At 71.7% G+C, this 19,243-nt stretch carries 14 protein-coding genes; 4 read left to right on the top strand and 10 right to left on the bottom strand.

Annotation, left to right across the window (positions count from 1 at the left end):
• Nucleotides 1-180 precede the first annotated feature (180 nt).
• From ilvN to IE107_RS31070, 4 genes are all read right to left on the bottom strand, one after another.
• Complete coding sequence (ilvN, locus tag IE107_RS31055) at nt 181-708, bottom strand: acetolactate synthase small subunit (protein WP_148839397.1); 528 nt, start codon at nt 706-708, stop codon at nt 181-183.
• A gap of 22 nt (nt 709-730) precedes the next feature.
• Nucleotides 731-2,587 carry an acetolactate synthase large subunit gene (locus IE107_RS31060; RefSeq protein WP_189547703.1) on the bottom strand — a complete coding sequence of 619 codons (1,857 nt, stop codon included), beginning with the start codon at nt 2,585-2,587 and terminating at the stop codon, nt 731-733.
• A gap of 216 nt (nt 2,588-2,803) precedes the next feature.
• On the bottom strand, nt 2,804-5,632 hold the full coding sequence (locus tag IE107_RS31065) for a putative bifunctional diguanylate cyclase/phosphodiesterase (RefSeq protein ID WP_189547704.1): 2,829 nt from the start codon (nt 5,630-5,632) through the stop codon (nt 2,804-2,806).
• Between the two features lie 276 nt (nt 5,633-5,908).
• On the bottom strand, nt 5,909-6,877 hold the full coding sequence (locus IE107_RS31070; RefSeq protein WP_189547705.1) for a 2-hydroxyacid dehydrogenase: 969 nt from the start codon (nt 6,875-6,877) through the stop codon (nt 5,909-5,911).
• Nucleotides 6,878-7,046: 169 nt separating this feature from the next.
• Here IE107_RS31070 and IE107_RS31075 point away from each other — a divergent pair, with 169 nt between their 5' ends.
• The 3 genes from IE107_RS31075 (at nt 7,047) to IE107_RS36225 (ending at nt 9,639) form a co-directional block, all read left to right on the top strand.
• Nucleotides 7,047-8,003, top strand: a complete 957-nt coding sequence (locus IE107_RS31075) for an aldo/keto reductase (RefSeq protein WP_189547745.1) — start codon at nt 7,047-7,049, stop codon at nt 8,001-8,003.
• Nucleotides 8,004-8,192: 189 nt separating this feature from the next.
• Entirely contained in the window at nt 8,193-9,353 is a 1,161-nt protein-coding gene (locus tag IE107_RS31080) for a PQQ-dependent sugar dehydrogenase (RefSeq protein WP_189547746.1), read from the top strand.
• A gap of 22 nt (nt 9,354-9,375) precedes the next feature.
• The gene (locus tag IE107_RS36225; RefSeq protein WP_189547749.1) at nt 9,376-9,639 is read left to right on the top strand and encodes a DUF6191 domain-containing protein; all 264 of its coding nucleotides are present in this window, start codon (nt 9,376-9,378) and stop codon (nt 9,637-9,639) included.
• Nucleotides 9,640-9,744: 105 nt separating this feature from the next.
• On the opposite strand, the gene IE107_RS31090 is transcribed toward IE107_RS36225, so the two are convergent.
• The 6 genes from IE107_RS31090 to IE107_RS31115 all read right to left on the bottom strand — a co-directional run bounded on the left by IE107_RS31090 (nt 9,745) and on the right by IE107_RS31115 (nt 16,877).
• Nucleotides 9,745-12,879, bottom strand: coding sequence for a helix-turn-helix transcriptional regulator (locus IE107_RS31090; protein WP_189547706.1), 3,135 nt, complete (start codon nt 12,877-12,879; stop codon nt 9,745-9,747).
• Between the two features lie 17 nt (nt 12,880-12,896).
• Nucleotides 12,897-13,082, bottom strand: coding sequence for a hypothetical protein (locus tag IE107_RS31095; RefSeq protein WP_189547707.1), 186 nt, complete (start codon nt 13,080-13,082; stop codon nt 12,897-12,899).
• 259 nt (nt 13,083-13,341) lie between these two features.
• Nucleotides 13,342-14,010 carry a hypothetical protein gene (locus IE107_RS31100; protein WP_189547708.1) on the bottom strand — a complete coding sequence of 223 codons (669 nt, stop codon included), beginning with the start codon at nt 14,008-14,010 and terminating at the stop codon, nt 13,342-13,344.
• 123 nt (nt 14,011-14,133) lie between these two features.
• Nucleotides 14,134-15,225: an alpha/beta hydrolase gene (locus IE107_RS31105; RefSeq protein WP_189547709.1), complete on the bottom strand. Its 1,092-nt coding sequence runs from the start codon at nt 15,223-15,225 to the stop codon at nt 14,134-14,136.
• 110 nt (nt 15,226-15,335) lie between these two features.
• Nucleotides 15,336-16,580, bottom strand: a complete 1,245-nt coding sequence (locus tag IE107_RS31110) for a serine hydrolase domain-containing protein (RefSeq protein WP_229867379.1) — start codon at nt 16,578-16,580, stop codon at nt 15,336-15,338.
• Between the two features lie 69 nt (nt 16,581-16,649).
• Nucleotides 16,650-16,877, bottom strand: coding sequence for a hypothetical protein (locus tag IE107_RS31115; protein ID WP_189547710.1), 228 nt, complete (start codon nt 16,875-16,877; stop codon nt 16,650-16,652).
• Nucleotides 16,878-17,136: 259 nt separating this feature from the next.
• Between IE107_RS31115 and IE107_RS31120 the strand changes: the two genes are divergently transcribed.
• Nucleotides 17,137-19,243: helix-turn-helix domain-containing protein (locus IE107_RS31120; protein ID WP_229867380.1), on the top strand; the 2,107-nt coding region annotated here is incomplete at its 3' end.

The following is a 19,243-nucleotide window of genomic DNA, read 5'->3' on the forward strand; positions in this document are numbered from 1 at the left end:
CTGCCGTAGCCGATGACCGCGACCTTGCGGCCCTGGATGATGGACAGGTCGGCATCGTCGTCGTAGAACAGCTCGGCCACTGGGTTTCTCCTTGGTGTGCAGGTGTTGCGTCCCACCGTACGGCGGGGTGCGTCGGATACGTTTTCGGGTCTCGCCATACGGGCGGCGAGGCGGCGGGTACTACGCCGTACGGTCGAGGGCGCGCAGCGAGCGGTCGGTGATCGAGCGCGCGCCGCGCCCTATGGCGATGGTGCCGGACTGGACCAGCTCCTTGATGCCGTACTGCTCCAGCATCTTGAGCATGGCCTCCAGCTTGTCGGCGCCGCCGGTCGCCTCGATCGTGACGGCCTCCGGGGAGACGTCCACGGTCTTGGCGCGGAACAGCTTGACGATCTCGACGATCTGGGAGCGGGTCTCGTTGTCGGCGCGGACCTTCACCAGGACGAGCTCGCGCTGGATCGCAGCGGAGGGCTCGAGTTCGACGATCTTCAGGACGTTGACCAGCTTGTTGAGCTGCTTGGTCACCTGCTCCAGGGGCAGGTCCTCGACACTCACGACGATGGTGATGCGGGAGATGTCGGGGTGTTCGGTGGTGCCGACCGCGAGCGAGTCGATGTTGAAGCCGCGGCGGGAGAACAGGGCGGTGATCCGGGCGAGGACACCGGGCTTGTTCTCGACCAGGACGGAGAGCGTGTGCTTGGTGGACATGGAGTCGGTCTCTCTCTGTCTCTCAGTCGTCTTCGTTGTCGCCGAAGTCGGGACGGACCCCGCGGGCGGCCATGACCTCGTCGTTCGAGGTGCCGGCGGCGACCATCGGCCACACCATGGCGTCCTCGTGGACGATGAAGTCCACCACGACCGGGCGGTCGTTGATGGAGTTGGCCTCGGCGATGACCTTGTCCAGGTCGGCCGGGTCCTCGCAGCGGATCGCGTGGCAGCCCATGGCCTCGGACAGCTTGACGAAGTCCGGGACGCGGGTGCCCTTCGCCGGGACGCCCTCGGTGTCCGCGCCGGAGTGCAGCACGGTGTTGGAGTACCGCTGGTTGTAGAACAGGGTCTGCCACTGGCGGACCATCCCGAGCGCGCCGTTGTTGATGATCGCGACCTTGATCGGGATGTTGTTGAGCGCGCAGGTGGTGAGTTCCTGGTTGGTCATCTGGAAGCAGCCGTCACCGTCGATCGCCCAGACCGTGCGGTCCGGCATGCCGGCCTTGGCGCCCATCGCGGCCGGGACCGCGTAACCCATCGTCCCGGCGCCGCCGGAGTTCAGCCAGGTGGCGGGCTGCTCGTACTGGATGAAGTGCGAGGCCCACATCTGGTGCTGGCCGACGCCCGCCGCGAAGATCGTGCCCTCGGGGGCGAGCTGTCCGATGCGCTGGATGACCTGCTGCGGCGAGAGGCTGCCGTCCTCGGGCAGGTCGTAGCCGAGCGGGTAGGTGTCGCGCCAGCGGTTGAGGTCCTTCCACCAGGCGGCATAGTCGCCGACGTGGCCCTCGGTGTGCTCGGCCTGGACGGCCTGGACCAGGTCGGCCAGGACCTCGCGGGCGTCCCCGACGATCGGGACGTCGGCGGCGCGGTTCTTGCCGATCTCGGCCGGGTCGATGTCGGCGTGGACGATCTTGGCGTACGGGGCGAAGCTGTCCAGCTTGCCGGTGACGCGGTCGTCGAAGCGGGCTCCGAGGGCGACGATCAGGTCGGCCTTCTGCAGCGCGGTGACGGCGGTGACCGCACCGTGCATGCCCGGCATTCCGACGTGCAGCGGGTGGCTGTCGGGGAATGCGCCGAGCGCCATCAGTGTGGTGGTGACGGGCGCTCCGGTGAGCTCTGCGAGGACCTTCAGTTCGGCGGTGGCCCCCGCCTTGATGACGCCGCCGCCGACGTACAGCACCGGGCGCCTGGCCTGGGTGATCAGCTTGGCGGCCTCGCGGATCTGCTTGGCGTGCGGCTTGGTGACCGGGCGGTAGCCGGGCAGGTCCTGGGTGGGCGGCCAGCTGAACGTGGTCTGCGCCTGGAGGGCGTCCTTGGCGATGTCGACGAGGACCGGTCCCGGGCGGCCGGTGGAGGCGATGTGGAAGGCCTCCGCGATCGTGTGCGGAATGTCCTCGGCCTTGGTGACCAGGAAGTTGTGCTTGGTGACCGGCATCGTGATGCCGCAGATGTCGGCCTCCTGGAAGGCGTCCGTGCCGATCGCCTTGGAGGCGACCTGGCCGGTGATCGCGACCAGCGGGACGGAGTCCATGTGGGCGTCGGCGATCGGGGTGACCAGGTTGGTGGCACCGGGGCCCGAGGTGGCCATGCAGACGCCGACCTTGCCGGTGGCCTGCGCGTAGCCGGTGGCCGCGTGCCCGGCACCCTGCTCGTGGCGGACCAGCACGTGGCGGACCCGGGTGGAGTCCATCATCGGGTCGTACGCCGGAAGGATGGCGCCGCCGGGAATGCCGAATACCGTGTCGGCCCCCACCTCCTCGAGGGAGCGGATGAGGGACTGCGCGCCCGTGACGTGCTCAACGGTGGCGGCGGACGGTCCGCCGTTACGGGCCCGCGGCTGGGGATGGTGGGCCCCGGTGGCCTGCTCGGTCATCGGCATTCTCTTCTCGAAGCTGAGGGTTTCTGCGGGTGTTTTGCGACAGTTTGTGTGGTGCCGGTGCAACAAAAAACCCCTCGTGCCGTGAGGCAAGCGAGGGGAGCGCGTCGGTGTGGTCCACAGAGTGCCTGGCGGGACTCTGCTTCAGCCGACGCGCTTTCCAAGTACGAGAATTCGGGTGCGCATGGCATAGACCCTCTCTCCGACGCACTCGACGTGTCAAGTGGGTGGGATGGGCGTCTCAATATGTGAACCGCTCAGGAGCGGGACCGAGCCGCCGGTCAGGACCGGCTGAGCCATGGTGCTGCCGGGCACCGGGAACTCGCCGCGAGCCAGGGCACGGCGCAGCCGGTACTCGTCGAGCGGCCCGGAGAAGGCCATCCCCTGGCCGTGCGTACAACCCATGGCTCGCAGCGCGAGGACCTGCTCCGGTACGTCGACCCCGTCGGCCACGGACTGCATGCCGAGGTCGCAGGCGATCCGCAGCAGGCCGCTGGTGATCTTGTGCAGCCGGGCGGACTCCACCACGCCCTCGACGAGGCCGCGGTCCAGCTTCAGTACGTCGATGGGGAGCCGGCGCAGGGCGTTGATCGCGGCGTAGCCGCTGCCGAAGCCGTCGAGGGCGATGCGGACACCGATGCGGCGCAGGGCCACGAGACGCTGCTCCAGTTCGTCGAAGGAGATCCGGGGGTCGCTGTCGGAGACCTCGATCATCAGGGACCCGGAGGGCAGGCCGTGCCGGGTGAGCAGCGCCTCGACGGAGCCGAACGGCATCCCCTTGTCGAGGAGCCGGCGGGCGGAGAGCCGCACGGCGACGGAGACCGGGTGCCCGGCCCTGGCCCGGTCGGCGGCCTGCTCGACCGCCGCTTCGAGGAGCCAGCGGCCGAGCTCGGCGGTGCGGTCGCTGTCCTCGGCGACGCGGAGGAACTCGGCCGGGGTGAACAGGATGCCCTGGGCGGAGCGCCAGCGGGCCTGGGCGGCGACGACCTCGCCGCTGGCGAGGTGCACGACGGGCTGGTGGAGCAGAGCGAACTCGCCGTCGCGCAGGGCGGTGCGCAGCCGGGCGGCCAGCTCGGAGCGGCGTACCACATCGGCCTGCATCTGCGGGGCGTAGAGCTCGACGCGGTCCTTCCCGCCCGCCTTGGCGCGGTACATGGCGAGGTCGGCGTTGCGCATGAGGTCGCTGGGGGTGATGCCGGGCTCGGCGAAGGCGACCCCGATGGATGCGGCGACCCGGACCTCTCCGGCGCCGATCCGGTACGGCTCGGAGAGGGTGAGGCGCAGCCGGTCGGCGATCTCGTGGACCTGGCACTCAAGGGCGGACTGGTCGCGGGTGCCGTCGCCCAGGATGATCGTCGCGAACTCGTCGCCGCCGAGGCGGGCCGCGGTGTCGCCCGCCCGGACGGATTCGCGGAGACGGTGGGCGGCCTGGACGAGGAGTTCGTCGCCCGCCTGGTGGCCGAGGCGGTCGTTGACCGCCTTGAAGCCGTCGAGGTCGATGAAGAGCACGGCGGTGCCGGAGTCGCCGGAGCGGCGGCCGCCGAGGGCCTGGCGGACCCGATTGGTGAACAGGGCCCGATTGGGCAGGTCGGTGAGCGGGTCGTGCTCGGCATTGTGCTGCAACTGGGCCTGCAGCCGGACCCGTTCGGTCACGTCGCGGCTGTTGAGGATCAGCCCGCCCTGATGGCGGTTGACCGTGGATTCGACGTTGAGCCAGTCGCCCGTACCGGATCTGAAGCGGCACTCGATCCGGGTGGTGGGTTCCTCGCTCGGCGGGGCGGCGAGGAACCGGCGCACCTCGTGGACCACCTGCCCCAGGTCCTCGGGGTGGATGATCGAGGCGAGCTCGGCGCCGACCAGGTCGTCGGCATCGCGCCCGTACACCCCGGCGGCGGCGGGGCTGACGTAGCGCAGCACACCGGTGGGGGCGGCGATCATGATGACGTCGCTGGAGCCCTGCACCAGGGAGCGGAAGTGGTTCTCCTTCTGCGCCAGCTCCTGGGTGAGGGCGATGTTGTCGACGAGCATGATGCCCTGCCGGACGACCAGGGCGAGCACCACCGTGCAGCCGGTGAGGAGCACGACGCGGTCCACCCGGCGGCCGTCGACGGCGTTGTAGAGAATGCCGAGGGTGCATACGGCGGCGGCGAGATAGGGCGTCAGCGCGGCCAGCGATCCCGCGATGGGTCGGCTGACGGGCTGCGTACTGCGTGGCGGCAACGCGTTGTCCGCGGCCCTGTTCGCACCCCAGGGGGCGTACGCGAGGAGCAGCGAGCCGGCGAACCAGCCGGCGTCCAGCATCTGGCCGGAGTGGTAGGTCTGGCGCAGCAGCGGCGAGGTGAACAGGGCGTCGGACAGGACCGTCAGGGCGAGCGCCGCGACGGCGGTGTTCACTGCGGAGCGGTTGATGCTGGACCGCCGGAAGTGCAGGGCCAGCACCATGGAGACCAGCACGATGTCGAGCAGCGGATAGGCCAGCGCGAGCGCCGCGCGGGCCACGCTCACCCCCTCGGCGTCCACCAGCTGGGCGGTGTGGGCGAGGGCGAGGCTCCAGGAGAGCGTGAGGAGCGATCCGCCGATCAGCCAGGAGTCCAGCGCGAGGCAGAGCCAGCCGGCCCGGGTGACGGGGCGCTTGGCGAGGACGAGCAGCCCGACGATGGCGGGCGGCGCGAAGCAGAGGAAGAAGACATCGGCCAGGGAGGGGGTGGGCACCGGGAGCCCGAGCACGACCTCGTACCAGCCCCAGACCGCGTTGCCCGCGGAGGCCATGAGTGAGGAGAGCGAGAAGAGCAGCCAGGCGGGCCGGAACCGGCTGCTGCCGGCCCGTGCGTAGCGGAAGCAGGAGACTGCGGCGATCAGCGCCGCTGCGCTGAGGCCGAAATCCCCCATGATGAAAGCCAGTTGCGGCGAACCCCAGCCGAGGGCCGCCCCAGCGGCATATCCGACCCAGACGACGCCGAGCAGGATCTGCCAGACCAGCGCGGAGGCGCCGCCCGCGGCCGGCCTCCGGGAGAGGAGGGCGCCGAGGGCATCGGCCGGCGCGCTCACCGGGGCGCCCCCGGTGTCGTCGGGTGCGCTCGCACCCGGCGTCCCGCCGGCCCCCGTCGGCTGTCCGGCGGTTTCGGATCATGCACCCATCGGCCGTACATCGCCCGTCGCCCCCTCGCGTGTCGCGTCCTCCCCGGCGCCGTCCCCTTCCACGGCGCAGCGCCCCTTTCGGGACGATACACCAGACCGGTCACTCAGGGACATAGTCGCTCTACTCTGCGTGACGACCCGGGCTGTTGTCGGAACTGTGTGCGACCGAGAGCCTCCGCAGCGTGGTCAGCTCGTGGTGCGTACCACGTTCAGCACCGGCTCCCTTGCGGCGAACCGGCGCAGCTGCCCGGCCAGCAGGCGCTTGGCGCGCGGCTCGAAGGCCGAGGTGCTGCCGCCCACATGAGGAGTGATCAGGACGTTCGGAGCATGCCAGAGAGGGTGGCCGGCGGGCAGCGGTTCCGGGTCGGTGACATCGAGGGCGGCGCGCAGACGGCCGGACTGGAGTTCGAGCAGCAGTGCCTCGGTGTCGACGACGCCGCCCCGTGCGACGTTCACGAGCAGTGCCCCGTCCGGCATCGCGGCGAGGAACTCCGCGTCGACCAGCCCCTGTGTGGACGGGTTCAGCGGGGTGGACAGCACGACGACATCGGCCTCGGACAGCAGCGCCGGCAGGTCGTCGAGCGTGTGCACGGGGCCGTGTGCGGTTGTCCGCGCGTGACGCGCGACACGCGCAACGCGCGCACATTCGAAGGGCGCGAGCCGGTCCTCGATCGCGGCGCCGATCGATCCGTACCCCACGATCAGCACGGACTTGTCGGCGAGCGCGGGGTAGAAGCCGGACCGCCACTCCTCCTCGTCCTGACCATGGACGAAGCCGGGGACGCCACGCAGGCAGGAAAGAATCAGGGTGAGGGCGAGCTCCGCGGTGGACGCCTCGTGGACCCCCTTGGCGTTGCACAGCAGCACCCCGGGCGGCAGCAGACCGAGTCCGGGCTCGACGTGGTCGATGCCTGCGGAGAGCGTCTGCACGACCTGGACGCCCGCCATGCCGCCGAGCGGCCGGACCGCGACCGCGGATCCCTTCATGTACGGCACGACGTAGAAGGCGCAGTCGGCGGGGTCGGCGGGGTAGTCCGGTTCACCGTCCCAGAACCGGTAGTTGAGCCCCTCGGGGAGCCCGTCGATCTCGTCGGCCGGGAACGGCATCCATACGTCGGGCGTCTTCGTCACGTCGGGCGTCTTCGTCGAAGTCATGGTCAGGAGGCTAATCGGCGGAGGCCGTGCGAGGCCGGGCGGGCGGCAGAGGTTACTTTGGGGTGCGGTGCGGTCCCGTGGACGGCGGGGCGTGGGCCCGGTCCGACGGCTGGGCCTGGGGAGGATCGGGGAGTTGGAGCGCAGGAGTCTCGGTGCGGCGGCGCTCGCCGTGGGGGCGGTCGGTCTCGGCTGCATGCCGATGAGCTGGGCGTACAGCGCCTCGCAGCAGCGCGGTGACCGTGCGTTGCGTACGGTGCACGCCGCGCTCGACGCGGGCGTCCAACTGCTCGACACGGCCGACATGTACGGGCCGTTCACCAATGAGCTGCTGGTGGGGCGAGCCCTGAAGGGCCGCAGGTCGGACGCGTTCGTCTCCACCAAGTGCGGACTGCTGGTGGGCGACCAGCACATCGTGGCCAATGGCCGGCCCGGCTATGTGCGGCGGGCCTGCGACGCCTCGCTGCGCCGGCTCCAGACCGATGTGATCGATCTGTACCAGCTGCACCGGGCCGACCCCGAGGTGCCCGTCGAGGAGACCTGGGGCGCGATGGCGGACCTGGTGACCGCCGGAAAGGTGCGGGCGCTCGGGCTCTGTGCGGTGGGGGCACGGGCTTCCCGCAGGCCGGGATCCCGAATGTACGACGAAACGATCCGTCAGCTGGACCGGGTACAGCAGGTCTTCCCGGTGAGCGCGGTGCAGGCGGAGCTCTCCGTCTGGTCGCCGGAGGCGCTGGAGTCGCTGCTTCCGTGGTGCACGGCGCGGGGCGTGGGGCTGCTGGCGGCGATGCCGCTGGGCAACGGCTATCTGACCGGCACGCTGACGCCGGGACAGGGCTTCGAGCCGGACGATCTGCGCGCCCGGCATCCCCGGTTCACGGCGGAGATGATGGCGGCGAACCAGCCGGTGGTCGTCGGGCTGCGGCGGATCGCCGAGCGGCACGGGGCGACGGCCGCGCAGGTGGCACTGGCCTGGGTGCTGCGGCAGGGCCCGCACGTGGTGCCGGTGCCGGGCACCAAGCGGGAGCGGTGGGCGGTGGAGAACGCGGGGGCGGCCGGGCTGACCCTGACCCCGCGGGATCTGGCGGAGATCGCCGGACTGCCCCGGGCACAGGGGTCCTGGGACTGAGATCCCCCCGCCCACGAGCACGGGTCGGCAGAATTGGCGGGCATCGGGAGCCCCGTGACGGGGCCGCGATGTGAGAGCAGTAGTCAGGTGGCCGTCGAAGGGATCGGTGCTGTGCGCGGTGTTCTGTTCGGATCTGTACGAGGCCCCGCCGGGCCGCGGGACCGCCGCCGGGGCCTGCGCCGCGGGACGGTGGCCGCGCTGGCCGCCGGATCGCTGGTGCTGACCGCGGGGTGCTCCTCGGACGGCGGCTCCGGCAGCGTGGCGGGCATCGGCGGAACGCCACCGGTGGCCCGCTCCTCCCCCGCCGCCCCGAAGCCGTCCGCCTCGCCGTCCCTGCCGCCCGCGAAGGGTTCGGTGAGGGTGGTGTCGACGCTCACCGAGGGCCTGGACTCGCCCTGGGGGCTGGCGGCGCTGCCCGGCGGCGACCTGCTGGTCTCCTCCCGCGACAAGGGCACGATCACCCGGATCGACGGGAAGACCGGCAGGAAGACCCTGCTGGGCGCGGTGCCCGGGGTGTCGCCCGCCGGTGAGGGCGGACTGCTGGGGATCGCGGTCTCCCCCACGTACGGCGCGGACCATCTGGTGTACGCGTACTTCACGACCGAGTCCGACAACCGCATCGCCCGCATGCAGTACGACGAGAACGGCACCACCCCCGGTCGGCTGCTGGGCGCGCCGGACACGATCCTGCGCGGCATCCCCAAGGGGGCGATCCACAACGGCGGGCGGATCGCCTTCGGCCCGGACCACATGCTGTACGCGGGTACCGGGGAGACGGGCGACGGCAGTCTCGCCCAGGACAAGAAGTCGCTCGCCGGCAAGATCCTGCGGATGACCCCGGACGGGGAGCCGCTGCACGGCAATCCGGCGGCCGACTCCGTGGTGTATTCGTACGGCCACCGCAATGTGGAGGGGCTGGCCTGGGACGGGCAGGAGCAGCTGTGGGCGTCCGAGTTCGGGCACGACACCTGGGACGAGCTGAACCGGATCGTGCCGGGCGGGAACTACGGCTGGCCGGAGGCCGAGGGCCGGGCGGGCCGGAAGGGTTTCATCGACCCCGTGGCACAGTGGAAGCCGTCCGAGGCGTCCCCGAGCGGGATCGCCTTCGTCAAGGGTTCGATCTGGATGGCCGGCCTGCGCGGTGAACGGCTCTGGCGGATTCCGCTTTCCGGCAGCGGCGGGAAGGAACCTCTGGCGGCCCCGCAGTCGTTCCTGAAAGGGAAGTACGGCCGTCTGCGTACCGTGCTCGCCGCAGGCGGCGACAGGCTCTGGCTCGTCACGAGCAATACGGACACCCGCGGCACCCCGAAGCCGGGAGACGACAGGATCCTGGAGTTGGCGGTGCGGTAGCGGCTACAGCAGGTGAAAGGGCGTGCAGCCGGTGTTCAACTTCTTCGAGGAACTCTTCGCTCCGGGCCGCAAGCACACCGCCGACGAGCAGAAGCGGCTGGAGCTGACCCGGGTGGATCTGGGCGTCGGCGACCCGGGCCGCGGGCCGATAGACCTGACCTCCGGGAAGGTGGTCGTCAGGGCGCCCGGCGGGGGCTCCGCCGCGGACCGGGGGCACGGACAGGACCCTGCCCCGGAGGCGGACGGGGACACGGACGGCCCGGACACCACGGACGCCCGGCCCTGAGCGAGCGGGGCGGGCCGGGTACGGCCACCGGTCCTGGCCTTGGTCCTGGCCCTGGCCCTTGGCCCTTGGCCCTGACCTTGCCCTTGGTCCTGATCCTGGTCCTGGTCAGGAGTCGTTCCGGGCGGGGTACAGGCGGAGCCGGTGGGCGAGGGCGGCCGCCTCGCCGCGGGTGGTGACGCCGAGCTTGGCGAGAATGCTGGAGACGTGCACGCTCGCGGTCTTGGGCGATATGTAGAGCTCCTCGGCGATCCTGCGGTTGGTGTGGCCCGCCGCGACCAGCCGGTGCACATCCTGTTCGCGTCGCGTCAGCCCGAAGGACTCCACCGCGGCCGCGGCCGCCTCGCGCAGGCGGTCCCCGGTGCGCTCCCGGTCCGCGCCCCCGTCGCCGGCGCCGTCCTCGGCGGGGACGGTGACGGCGGCCGGGATCTCGGGTGCGGTGCCGCCGTCCGGGGCGCCGAGGGCGATGCGGGCGCGGCCGGCCAACAGCTCGACGGTCTCGGTCAGCGGGCGCGCGCCGAGCCGCACGACGGTGCGGTGGGCCTCGCGCAGCAGGGTGGTGACGGTGGACCGGTCGCCGGCGGTGACGAGGAGGGCCTCGGCCCAGCGGTGCCGGATCCGGGCCAGCTCGTAGGGGCGGTGCAGGGGCGCGAAGGCGGCCGCCGCACGGGACCAGTGGTCGGGGGTGTCGAGGCCCTCGGCCCTGGCCAGCTCGGCATCGATCAGGAGACCGTGGGCGGCCCAGACGGGGACGAGCATCGGCAGCCCCTTCAAGTGGGCGCGGATGCGGGCGAGGATCGCCGGCCGTCCGGGGTCGGCGGTGGGCAGGCCCCGGGCATCGGCCTCGGTGGCTGCCGCGACATGGAGCAGCGGCAGGGCGTACTGCTGGGTGCCGGGCGGGAATCCCTGCTCCGACCGGGCCTCGAACTCGGCCCGCGCCTCGGCCAGCCGGCCCTGCTGCGCGGCGAGGGCCATGGCATGGCGCGCGGGGGCGATGACGTGCTGGAGCTGCGGATCACGGGAGCCGAAACTGCGCCGGGTCAGGGCGAGTTGCGCCTCCGCCTCGGTCAGGTCACCCCGGGCCAGGGCGAGTTCGGTGCGATGCAGGGCCACGAGGCCCCGCGCCTTGCCGGACCGGGCGGCGCGGGCCGCCGCGTCGGTGGTGGCCCGGCTCTCGTCCCAGTGCCCCAGGGAGAACAGCGAGGTCGCCCGGTTGCAGCGGACCCGGGCCTCCATGTCGGCGATGCCACGGCTGCGGCTGATCTCGATGCCGTGGTCCGCGGCGGCCACGGCCTCCAGGGAGCGGCCCATCGATTCGAGGGTGGAGGGCAGGTCGATGCCGGCCCGGCTCATGATGCCGGCCAGGTGCAGTTCGTCGGCGCGCTCGCGGACGGCGTACATCTCCGCGATGCCCTCGTCGACGCCGCCCGCCTCGGCGGTGAGCCGACCGCGGATGAGCCGGGCGTGCAGCTCGATGTACTCGTCGCCGACGAGCCTGGCGTACTCCACCGCCCGGTCGGCGTCGAGCAGGGTCTCGGCGCCGGGGCGGTGCAGGGCGCCCCATCCCGCCACGCTCGTCAGGACATCGGCGTGCACGGCGGACGGGGGCAGGCCGCGGACGAGCTCCTGGGCGGTGGCCAGTTCGGCGCGGCCGTCGCCGCGGCCGAGGTCCTGCATCAGCCGGGAGCGCTGGACCCAGAACCAGGCGGCGCGCAGCGGGTCGTCCTCGTCCGCCAGGACCCGCATGGCCTTCTTGGCGATGGCCAGGGCGCGTTCGCGCTCCCCGCCGAACCGGGCGGCGACGGTGGCCTCGGCCATCAGGTCGAGACAGCGCAGCGGCGCGGTGTCGGGGTCGCAGCCGCAGACCGGGTAGCCCTCGGCGTAGTCCATGGGCCGCAGGGTGCGGCGTACGTCGTCGGGGGCGTCGTCCCACAGTTCCATCGCCCGTTCCAGCAGGCGGAGTTGTTCGGAGAACGCGTAGCGGCGACGGGCCTCGACGGAGGCCTTCAGCACGGCGGGCAGGGCCTTGGCGGCATCGTGTGCGCCGTACCAGTAGCTGGCGAGACGGGTGGCGCGCTCGTCGGCGCGGACGAGAGCGGGGTCGGCCTCCAGGGCCTCGGCGTAGCGCCGGTTGAGCCGGGAGCGCTCGCCGGGCAGCAGGTCGTCGCTGACGGCCTCGCGGACCAGGGAGTGCCGGAAGCGGTAGCCGTTGCCCTCCGGGGTGGTGAGCAGCAGGTTGGCACCGACGGCGGCCCGCAGCGCCTCGATGAGTCCGTCCTCGGTCAGCCCGGCGACCGCGGCCAGCAGTCCGTACTCGACGGTGGAGCCGCCCTCGGCGACGGCCCGGGCGACCTGCTGGGCGGCGTCCGGGAGCGCCTCGACCCGTACGAGCAGGAGGTCGCGCAGCGAGTCGGAGAGCCGGGAGCGGTCACCGCTCTCCAGGCTGCAGGCGAGTTCCTCGACGAAGAAGGCGTTGCCGTCGGACCGTTCGAAGATCTCGTCCACGAGGGCGGCCTCGGGGGTGGCGGCGAGGATGCCGGTGAGCTGACGGCACACCTCGGCGCGGCTGAAGCGGGCGAGTTCGATCCGGCGGACGGTGCGCAGCCGGTCCAGTTCGGCAAGGAGGGGCCGCAGGGGGTGACGGCGGTGGATGTCGTCGGAGCGGTAGGTGCCGATCACGACGAGGCGGCCGTGGCGCACGGTGCGGAAGAGGTAGGCGAGGAGGTGGCGGGTGGAGGCGTCGGCCCAGTGCAGGTCCTCCAGTACGAGGACGACGATGCGATCGGCGGAGATGCGTTCCAGGAGTCTGGCGGTGAGCTCGAAGAGGCGGGCGGTGCTGTGCTCGTCCGTGGCGTCCCGGTCGGCCTCGCCGAGTTCGGGAAGCAGCCGGGCCAGCTCGCCCTCCTGCCCGGCGCAGGCCGCGGCGACCTCGTCGGGCAGGGTGCGGCGCAGGGCCCGCAGCGCGGTGGGGAACGGGGCGTAGGGCAGTCCGTCGGCGCCGATCTCGACACAGCCGCCGACCGCGACGGCCGCGCCGCGGCGGACCGCGGCCGCGAGGAACTCCTCGACCAGCCGGGTCTTGCCGACCCCCGCCTCGCCGCCGATGAGCAGCGCCTGCGGTTCGCCCGGGACGTCGGTGCCCTCCGCGCAGGCGCGGGCGAGGGCGTCGACGAGCGAGGCGAACTCGCCCTCGCGGCCGACGAAGACGGGACTGACGGACCTGGTCTCCACGTCGCCGAGCATCGCATACGGGTGCGGCCTCACGCGGCGTGGACGAATCGCTTCCGGTCGCTGCTCACCGGCCCCTCGGCCTCCCCGCGCCCGGAGTGCCGGGCGGCCCTGCGGGCGTCCCGGCGGGCGCGGACGGCCTCCTGGACGAGCCGGTCCTGCTCGGCCCGGCGGCGCAGTTCGGCGGCATGCAGCTCGTGGAGCCGGTACGTGTGCATGAGCTTCTCCTCGAGAACGACGGCCCGTCGGGGCCGGGGGCGGCAGTGGTTCTCTGCCGCCCCCGACTGTCGTCCTCCAGGGGGTGTCGCCGCATCGGGCAGGATCCGCATCTTCGCGGGGCGGGGTGCCGTATCCCGGTGCGGGCGCCGTCCTGTGCGGGGCCGGGCACCTCGGGCGGATGCCCTACGAGTCGGCCGTCGGGCCTGGTCCGTGGAGGTCACCCGCTCCGTACGCGTCCGTGTCCGCCGGCCGTCGTGGTCACTGGGCGGCGGTCGCGGTCGGCAGCGGCACGATGAGGTCGAAGTACATGGCCGCGGAGATCACCAGGCCCAGGACACCGAGCGCGACGCCGGCGGTGGCCACGGCGCGGACCCAGCCGGGCTGCGGGTGCGCGGAGGGTGGGCCGAAGGCCGGGCGGACCAGGGCGAAGACTCCGACCAGCAGGGCGAGCAGGGCGAAGAGTCCGTTGACCAGTGCGGTGGCGTGCCACGCGTCGCCGTAGATCTCGGAGATCTGCTGGGCGGCGGTGCCGCCGCCCGAGGTCTTGATCTGGCCGATCAGGGTCTCGCGTTCGGCGGCGATCTTGCCGGTCCAGGACCCGGTGAGCGCGACGACCCCGAGACCGGCCGCGGCCACGGCGGCGGCCGCCGCGCCGAGGCCGGAGGGCTGCTTGCCGGAGTCGTCGTCGAGGTCGTCCAGGTCCAGGTCGTCGTCCTCGGCTTCGTCCTCGGCCACGGCTTCGGCTTCGGCTTCGGCTTTCGATTCGGCCGCCGTGCGTGATTTCCCCGCGGCCTTGTCCATGTCGTACGAGGCATCCTCGGCCGCGGTCTTCTTGGTCACGGTCGCCTCGGCGTCGGATGCTTCTGCTGCTGCGGATGCTTCGGGGTCGGCGGGAACGGTGGGGCTCGTGGGGGTCCTGGGGTTCATGTTGCGCACGCTAGGCGGCCCGTATGAGAACCCCCTTAACGTCCGTCCGAAGCGCCGGCGCCGTGCGTGGGCCCCGGCGAGCGTTCGCCCGCCGGGGCCGTTGCCGGGCCGTTGTCGTCCGGGTCAGCCCGCCGCGTCGAAGGAGTCCTGAAGGCGGGGCACGTAGTCGGCGAGCGCGGGCGCCCAGCAGCCGTAGTTGTGGCCGCCGTCACAGGTGGGAGCGAGCGCCGACCCGTCGCCGTAGTCGACCAGGCGGCTGGGCAGACCGAGCGTGTCCATGCGGGTCTTGACGTTCCTGGCGGCGATCGCGGTGAAGTGGTCGATCACGTCGTTGTCGCCGGTGTAGAGGGTGACGTCGGTCCCGGCGAGCTTGGCCAGGTTGACCGGGGCGGCGGGGTCGACCGCCTTCCAGATCCGGTCCGCGTTCAGGACCGGGTACGGGGAGCCGAAGATCGCGTCGCTGTCGACCGTGGGCCCGTAACCGGTGCACCGGCCGGTCCCGGACGGAGTGGAGGTGCTCACGGCGCACCAGGCGCCCGTGATGTTGAGTTCCGTGGCCAGGACCGCCGCGCGGACCTCCGCCATGCCGAAGTCGATGCCGCCGGACAGCGAGGCGACGTGGCCGAAGAGATCGGGCCGGGCCTCGCCGTAGTGCAGGGCGCCGAACCCGCCCATCGACAGCCCGACGACGGCCCGATGGCGTTTGTCGGCGATGGTGCGCAGGTTGGCGTCGATGAAGGGGACGACCTGCTTCAGATGGAAGGTCTCCCAGTTGGCGGCGCCCTCGGCGGTGTTCTGCATGAGCCAGTCGGCGTACCAGCCCTTGCGGCCGCCGTCCGGCACGACGGTGATCATCGAGTCCGAACGCAGCGCCGGGGCGGCCGCGGCGTCGTCCGGGTTTCCCGGCCCGCCGTGCAGGAAGTACGCCACCGGCCAGCGTTTGCCGGGCTCGGTGCGGTAGCCGCTGGGCAGGAAGATGCGGATCTTGTGCTTCCCGGCCACCTGCGGGGTGGTCACGGTGATGGTGAAGTCGTCGTCCGAGTGCACCTCGGTGCCCCCGGCGACCTGGGTCAGGCCGAATCCGTCGGTCAGCACCGGAGGGGCGGCGCCCCCGGCATGTGCGGGCGGGGCCGCGAGCATCGCGGTCACGGTCAGCGCGGCGGCGGCGACAGCCGTCCTCGTCCGCGCCCGCCAGGTGGTCGGCGGTGTTCTCATCGGGTGTCCTCTCCGAGAGCGCGCGGCTCTCGCTGTGGGGGGAAGGCCCCGGCCGGCGGCCGGGCCGCATATCGGCCCGGCCGCCGGGAGAGCCCTTCCGGTCGCGGTCCTCAGAGCGCGCAGAACGCGTCGGTCATGGCCTTGCCCGTGTGGGCCTGCCCCGGCGTACCGGCAAGCAGGTGGTACTCGTTGTTCGCGTGCAGCACCTGCTCGGTGCCGTCCTCACTGCTCAGCCACTCGCTGAAGTAGCCGAGCACCGCGCCGTTGTGGCCCCAGGCCCACTTCCCGCAGGAGAGCTTCATGTGCTCGATGCCCAGCCCGTAGCCGATGTCGGCGGTCACGGGGACGGTGGTCTTGAGTTCGGCCAGCTGGGCGGGCTCCAGGAGCTTTCCGGTCAGCAGCGCCCGGGAGAAGGTGGCCAGGTCGTCCATGGTCGACACCATGGCACCGGCGCTCCCGGTGACCTGCACGTTGGAGACCGTGCCGTCGTCGATGAGGATCGCCCGGATCACATAGCCGTGGAGGTAGTTGCCGTAGAGCGCGGGGTCGGCGGTGGGGAAGCTGGTGTCGCGCAGACCGAGCGGCTCGATGATGCGCCGCTGGACCTCCGCGGCCGGTTCCGAGCCGGTGACGGCCTTGATCACCATGCCTGCGAGCACATAGTTGGTGTTGGAGTAACCGAACTTCTCGCCCGGCCCGGTCGTCGGCGCACGCATGCCGAGGGCGACGTCGACCAGCTTCTGCGGCGGGAAGACCTCCCTCGGATTGGTGTTGAGGAAGTAGGGCCCGTTGATCTGCAGGGCACCGAGGTAGTCGGGCAGGCCCGAGGTGTGGTTGAGCAGTTGACGGATCGTGATCTTCGAGCCGTCGTAGCCGTTGGCGGCGACCGCCCCCGGCAGCCACTTGGCGACGGTGTCGTCCAGCGAGAGCCGCTTCTCGCCCTCCAGTTGGAGCAGCACGGTGGAGATGAACGCCTTGGTGTTGCTGCCGATCCGGAACTTCGCCTTCGGGTCTGCGGGCACCTTGGTCGCTCGGTCACCGACACCCGCGTGCACGTACTGGGTGCTGTCGCCCTTCCGCACCATGCCGATCACGCCCGGGTACCCGTCGGCGATCCCCTGCTGGGCGCCGGCCTGCAGGATGTCGGCGGGGGTCTGGGCCGCGGCGGCCGAGGAGCCGGTGGCCGGGGCGGCGGCGGTCGCCGGGCCGACACCGGTCATCAGCAGGCAGGCCGCGGTGGCCACCGGCAGCAGCCAGCGCCGGTGCCTGCGCACCCGCGAGGAGCGCCGGGCTGCGCCACCGGTGTCCTGGTTCGCCCCGCCGGTCTCGACGCCTGCTCCGGAATAGTCACGCATGCTCATGTTCTTTCCTGTCCCTTTCGGTCGGTCGGTCATTCCGGCTTTCTGGTGGGATTCGGTCGCGCCTCAGCGTTGGCACGCGGCCGCGATGATCAGCAGAAGGACGAGAATTCCCGCCACTTGGAGGCAGCCGAGGCCGCCTTGCGGATTTTTCCGGTTGGTCTCCACATGGCCACCGGCGAGAATTCCCGGGTGCTGCTTGGCGTAGTGCTCCAGTTGGCGTTTTGCGCCCTCGGACTCGGCGAGCCACGGCGTCTTGAATCCGCATTCGCCGCACCAGAATCGGTAGGCCATGTCAACTCCTCATGAGTCTTAGCAGGAGAAAGCCATGAGAGGCGATCAGGTCCGATGCCGGTGCCGGTCCGGCCCCGTGGACGCCATCTGCTTCCCGGATGCCCGGCGGAGTGCGCCGCCCCGTGTCGGCGCACCGGCCGGGCACCACCGATCGTGCTGTTCGCGCCATTCCGCGAACAGGACAGGCGACCGGCCATATATGACCGGTCGTCACCGGTAGGGTCGTCGCGACCGCGCTCGGTGGTGGAAGGATGTCGAAGTGGCGGATCAGCTCGGCACGTTGTTGCGTCGGCTGCGGAATCGGTCGGGGCTGACGCAGGAGCAGCTGGAGGCGCGGTCCGGGGTGAGCGTGCGTACGATCCGCAGACTGGAGAACGGCAGATCCGGCGATCATCGGCTGGGCACGGTGAACCTGCTGGCGGACGCACTGGAGGCCGGGCCCGAGGACCGTCAGCGGCTCGCGGCCACACTCGCGAAGTCGAAGGCCGAACCGGCCGGCGAACCCGCGCCCGAATCCGCACCGGCTCCCGACACCGCCACCGCATCCGTATCCGTACCTGCACAGAATTCCGCTCAGAATCCCGCACGGAATTCCGGGCAAAAGGTCCGTCCCACCTCCCCCGCCTCACCCGTTCACGGAGAACTCGTCACCGCCGCCACCGAATTGGCCCGAGAAATCAGGCGCCGCTGGCAGCGCGAAGAGGAACACCGGCGCATCCACGATCCCTTTCCGCTCCCCGTGCGCTGGCAGGACGCACCCGAATTCCTGACCGACCATTCGGAGAACATTCAGCGTCTGCCGCCGGGGGCGACGCCGGACCGAATGGATCTGAGCGGCGATCTGGGCAGTGTGGCCGAGGTCTACCGGCGCGTCCTGTCCGGGCGGCTGGTGGTCCTCGGCCGGGCCGGATCCGGCAAATCGATCCTGACGATCAGGTTCGTCCTGGACCAGTTGGAGGCCCGGGAGCCGCACGACCGGGTGCCGGTGATCTTCAGTCTCGGTTCCTGGGACCCCACGGCCATCGCGCTGCGGGACTGGCTGATCGACCGGCTGGTGCGCGACCATCCGCATCTCACCCGCAGGGCCCCCGACGGGTCGACGCTGGCCACCGCCCTGGTCGACGCCGATCTCGTGCTGCCGGTCCTGGACGGGTTCGACGAGATCGCGGAAGGTCTGCGGCGTACGGCCCTGGAGGTGCTCAACGCCACCTCGCTCCCGCTCGTCCTGACCAGCCGGCGCGGCGAGTTCGCCGAGGCCGTCCAGGAGGCCGGTGCCCCGCTGGTCTGGGCCGCCGGTCTCGAACTGACCGATCTCACCCTCGACGACCTCTCCGACTACCTGCCCCGGACGGCCCGGCCGGTCCCCCGCGGCGACGGCGGGAGCGCGGCGGTCTGGACCCCCGTACTGGACCGGCTGCGCACCCGGGAGAGCGGGACGGCCGGCCCCCTGGCCAGGGTCCTGAGCACCCCGCTCATGATCATCCTGGCGCGGACGATGTACAGCGAGGCACCCGACAGGAATCCGGCGGAGCTGCTGGACGCCGACCGCTTCCCCGACGAGAACTCCCTCGAAGAACATCTGCTGGCGGGCTTCGTGCCGACGGTCTACCGGCGCCGCGTCGCCGAGCGGAGCGCCACCGGCCGCCGGGAGCGGCACCGGGACCCGGAGCGCGCCGAGCGCTGGCTCGGCCATCTCGCCCACCACCTGGCCCGGCTCGACGGCGACCAGCAGGACCTCGCATGGTGGCGGATCGGTGATTCGCTGCGGCTGTCCACGCGGCTGCTGTCGGTGGTGGTGTCCTCGGCGCTCTGCGTCGCGCTCGCCGTGTGGTTCGTCAACCTGATCAACCTGCCGTTCCCGGTCGGCGAGGCCCTCCTGTTGGGGGGTTCGATGGGGACGGTCGCCGGTCTCGCCTTCGGATGCGTCCACGCGATCCTGGCCCGGTTCGGCACCGCGGCCTTCGAACCGGCCCATGTGCGGCTACGGCTGCCCGGCGCGGGCACCGGCGTCGGCCGCAGACCGGTCCGTACCTTCGTCGCCCGGTTCGGCGCCGTTCTGCTGGGCGGATTCGTGATGGGCGTCGGATGCGCCTGCGCCCTGGCCCTCCAGCGCCGGATGTACTACGGAATCCCGCTCGCGAACGAGCTGGTGATCAAGGGCACGCTCATCAACATGCTGGTCCTCGGCCTGATCTTCGGCGCGGGCGCCGGACTCGTCTTCGGGATCATGGCCGTGCTCGAAGCGCCGCTGGACGTCGCCTCCGCGGCCACCCCGGCCGGCCTGCTGGCATCGAACCGCGCGACGGTGGTCCGGCAGGTTCTCGTACTGGTACCGATGCTCACCCTGGCGATCGGGGTCGGCGGGC

This window comes from Streptomyces gelaticus (assembly GCF_014649535.1).
In the GTDB taxonomy this organism is placed as follows: domain Bacteria; phylum Actinomycetota; class Actinomycetes; order Streptomycetales; family Streptomycetaceae; genus Streptomyces; species Streptomyces gelaticus.

Excerpts from the sequence above, each read along its gene's own strand:
- ilvN (WP_148839397.1), bottom strand. The coding sequence starts at position 708 with ATGTCCACCAAGCACACGCTCTCCGTCCTGGTCGAGAACAAGCCCGGT.
- IE107_RS31060 (WP_189547703.1), bottom strand. The coding sequence starts at position 2,587 with ATGCCGATGACCGAGCAGGCCACCGGGGCCCACCATCCCCAGCCGCGG.
- IE107_RS31070 (WP_189547705.1), bottom strand. The coding sequence starts at position 6,877 with ATGACTTCGACGAAGACGCCCGACGTGACGAAGACGCCCGACGTATGG.
- IE107_RS31090 (WP_189547706.1), bottom strand. The coding sequence starts at position 12,879 with ATGCTCGGCGACGTGGAGACCAGGTCCGTCAGTCCCGTCTTCGTCGGC.
- IE107_RS31095 (WP_189547707.1), bottom strand. The coding sequence starts at position 13,082 with ATGCACACGTACCGGCTCCACGAGCTGCATGCCGCCGAACTGCGCCGC.
- IE107_RS31100 (WP_189547708.1), bottom strand. The coding sequence starts at position 14,010 with ATGAACCCCAGGACCCCCACGAGCCCCACCGTTCCCGCCGACCCCGAA.
- IE107_RS31105 (WP_189547709.1), bottom strand. The coding sequence starts at position 15,225 with ATGAGAACACCGCCGACCACCTGGCGGGCGCGGACGAGGACGGCTGTC.
- IE107_RS31110 (WP_229867379.1), bottom strand. The coding sequence starts at position 16,580 with ATGCGTGACTATTCCGGAGCAGGCGTCGAGACCGGCGGGGCGAACCAG.
- IE107_RS31115 (WP_189547710.1), bottom strand. The coding sequence starts at position 16,877 with ATGGCCTACCGATTCTGGTGCGGCGAATGCGGATTCAAGACGCCGTGG.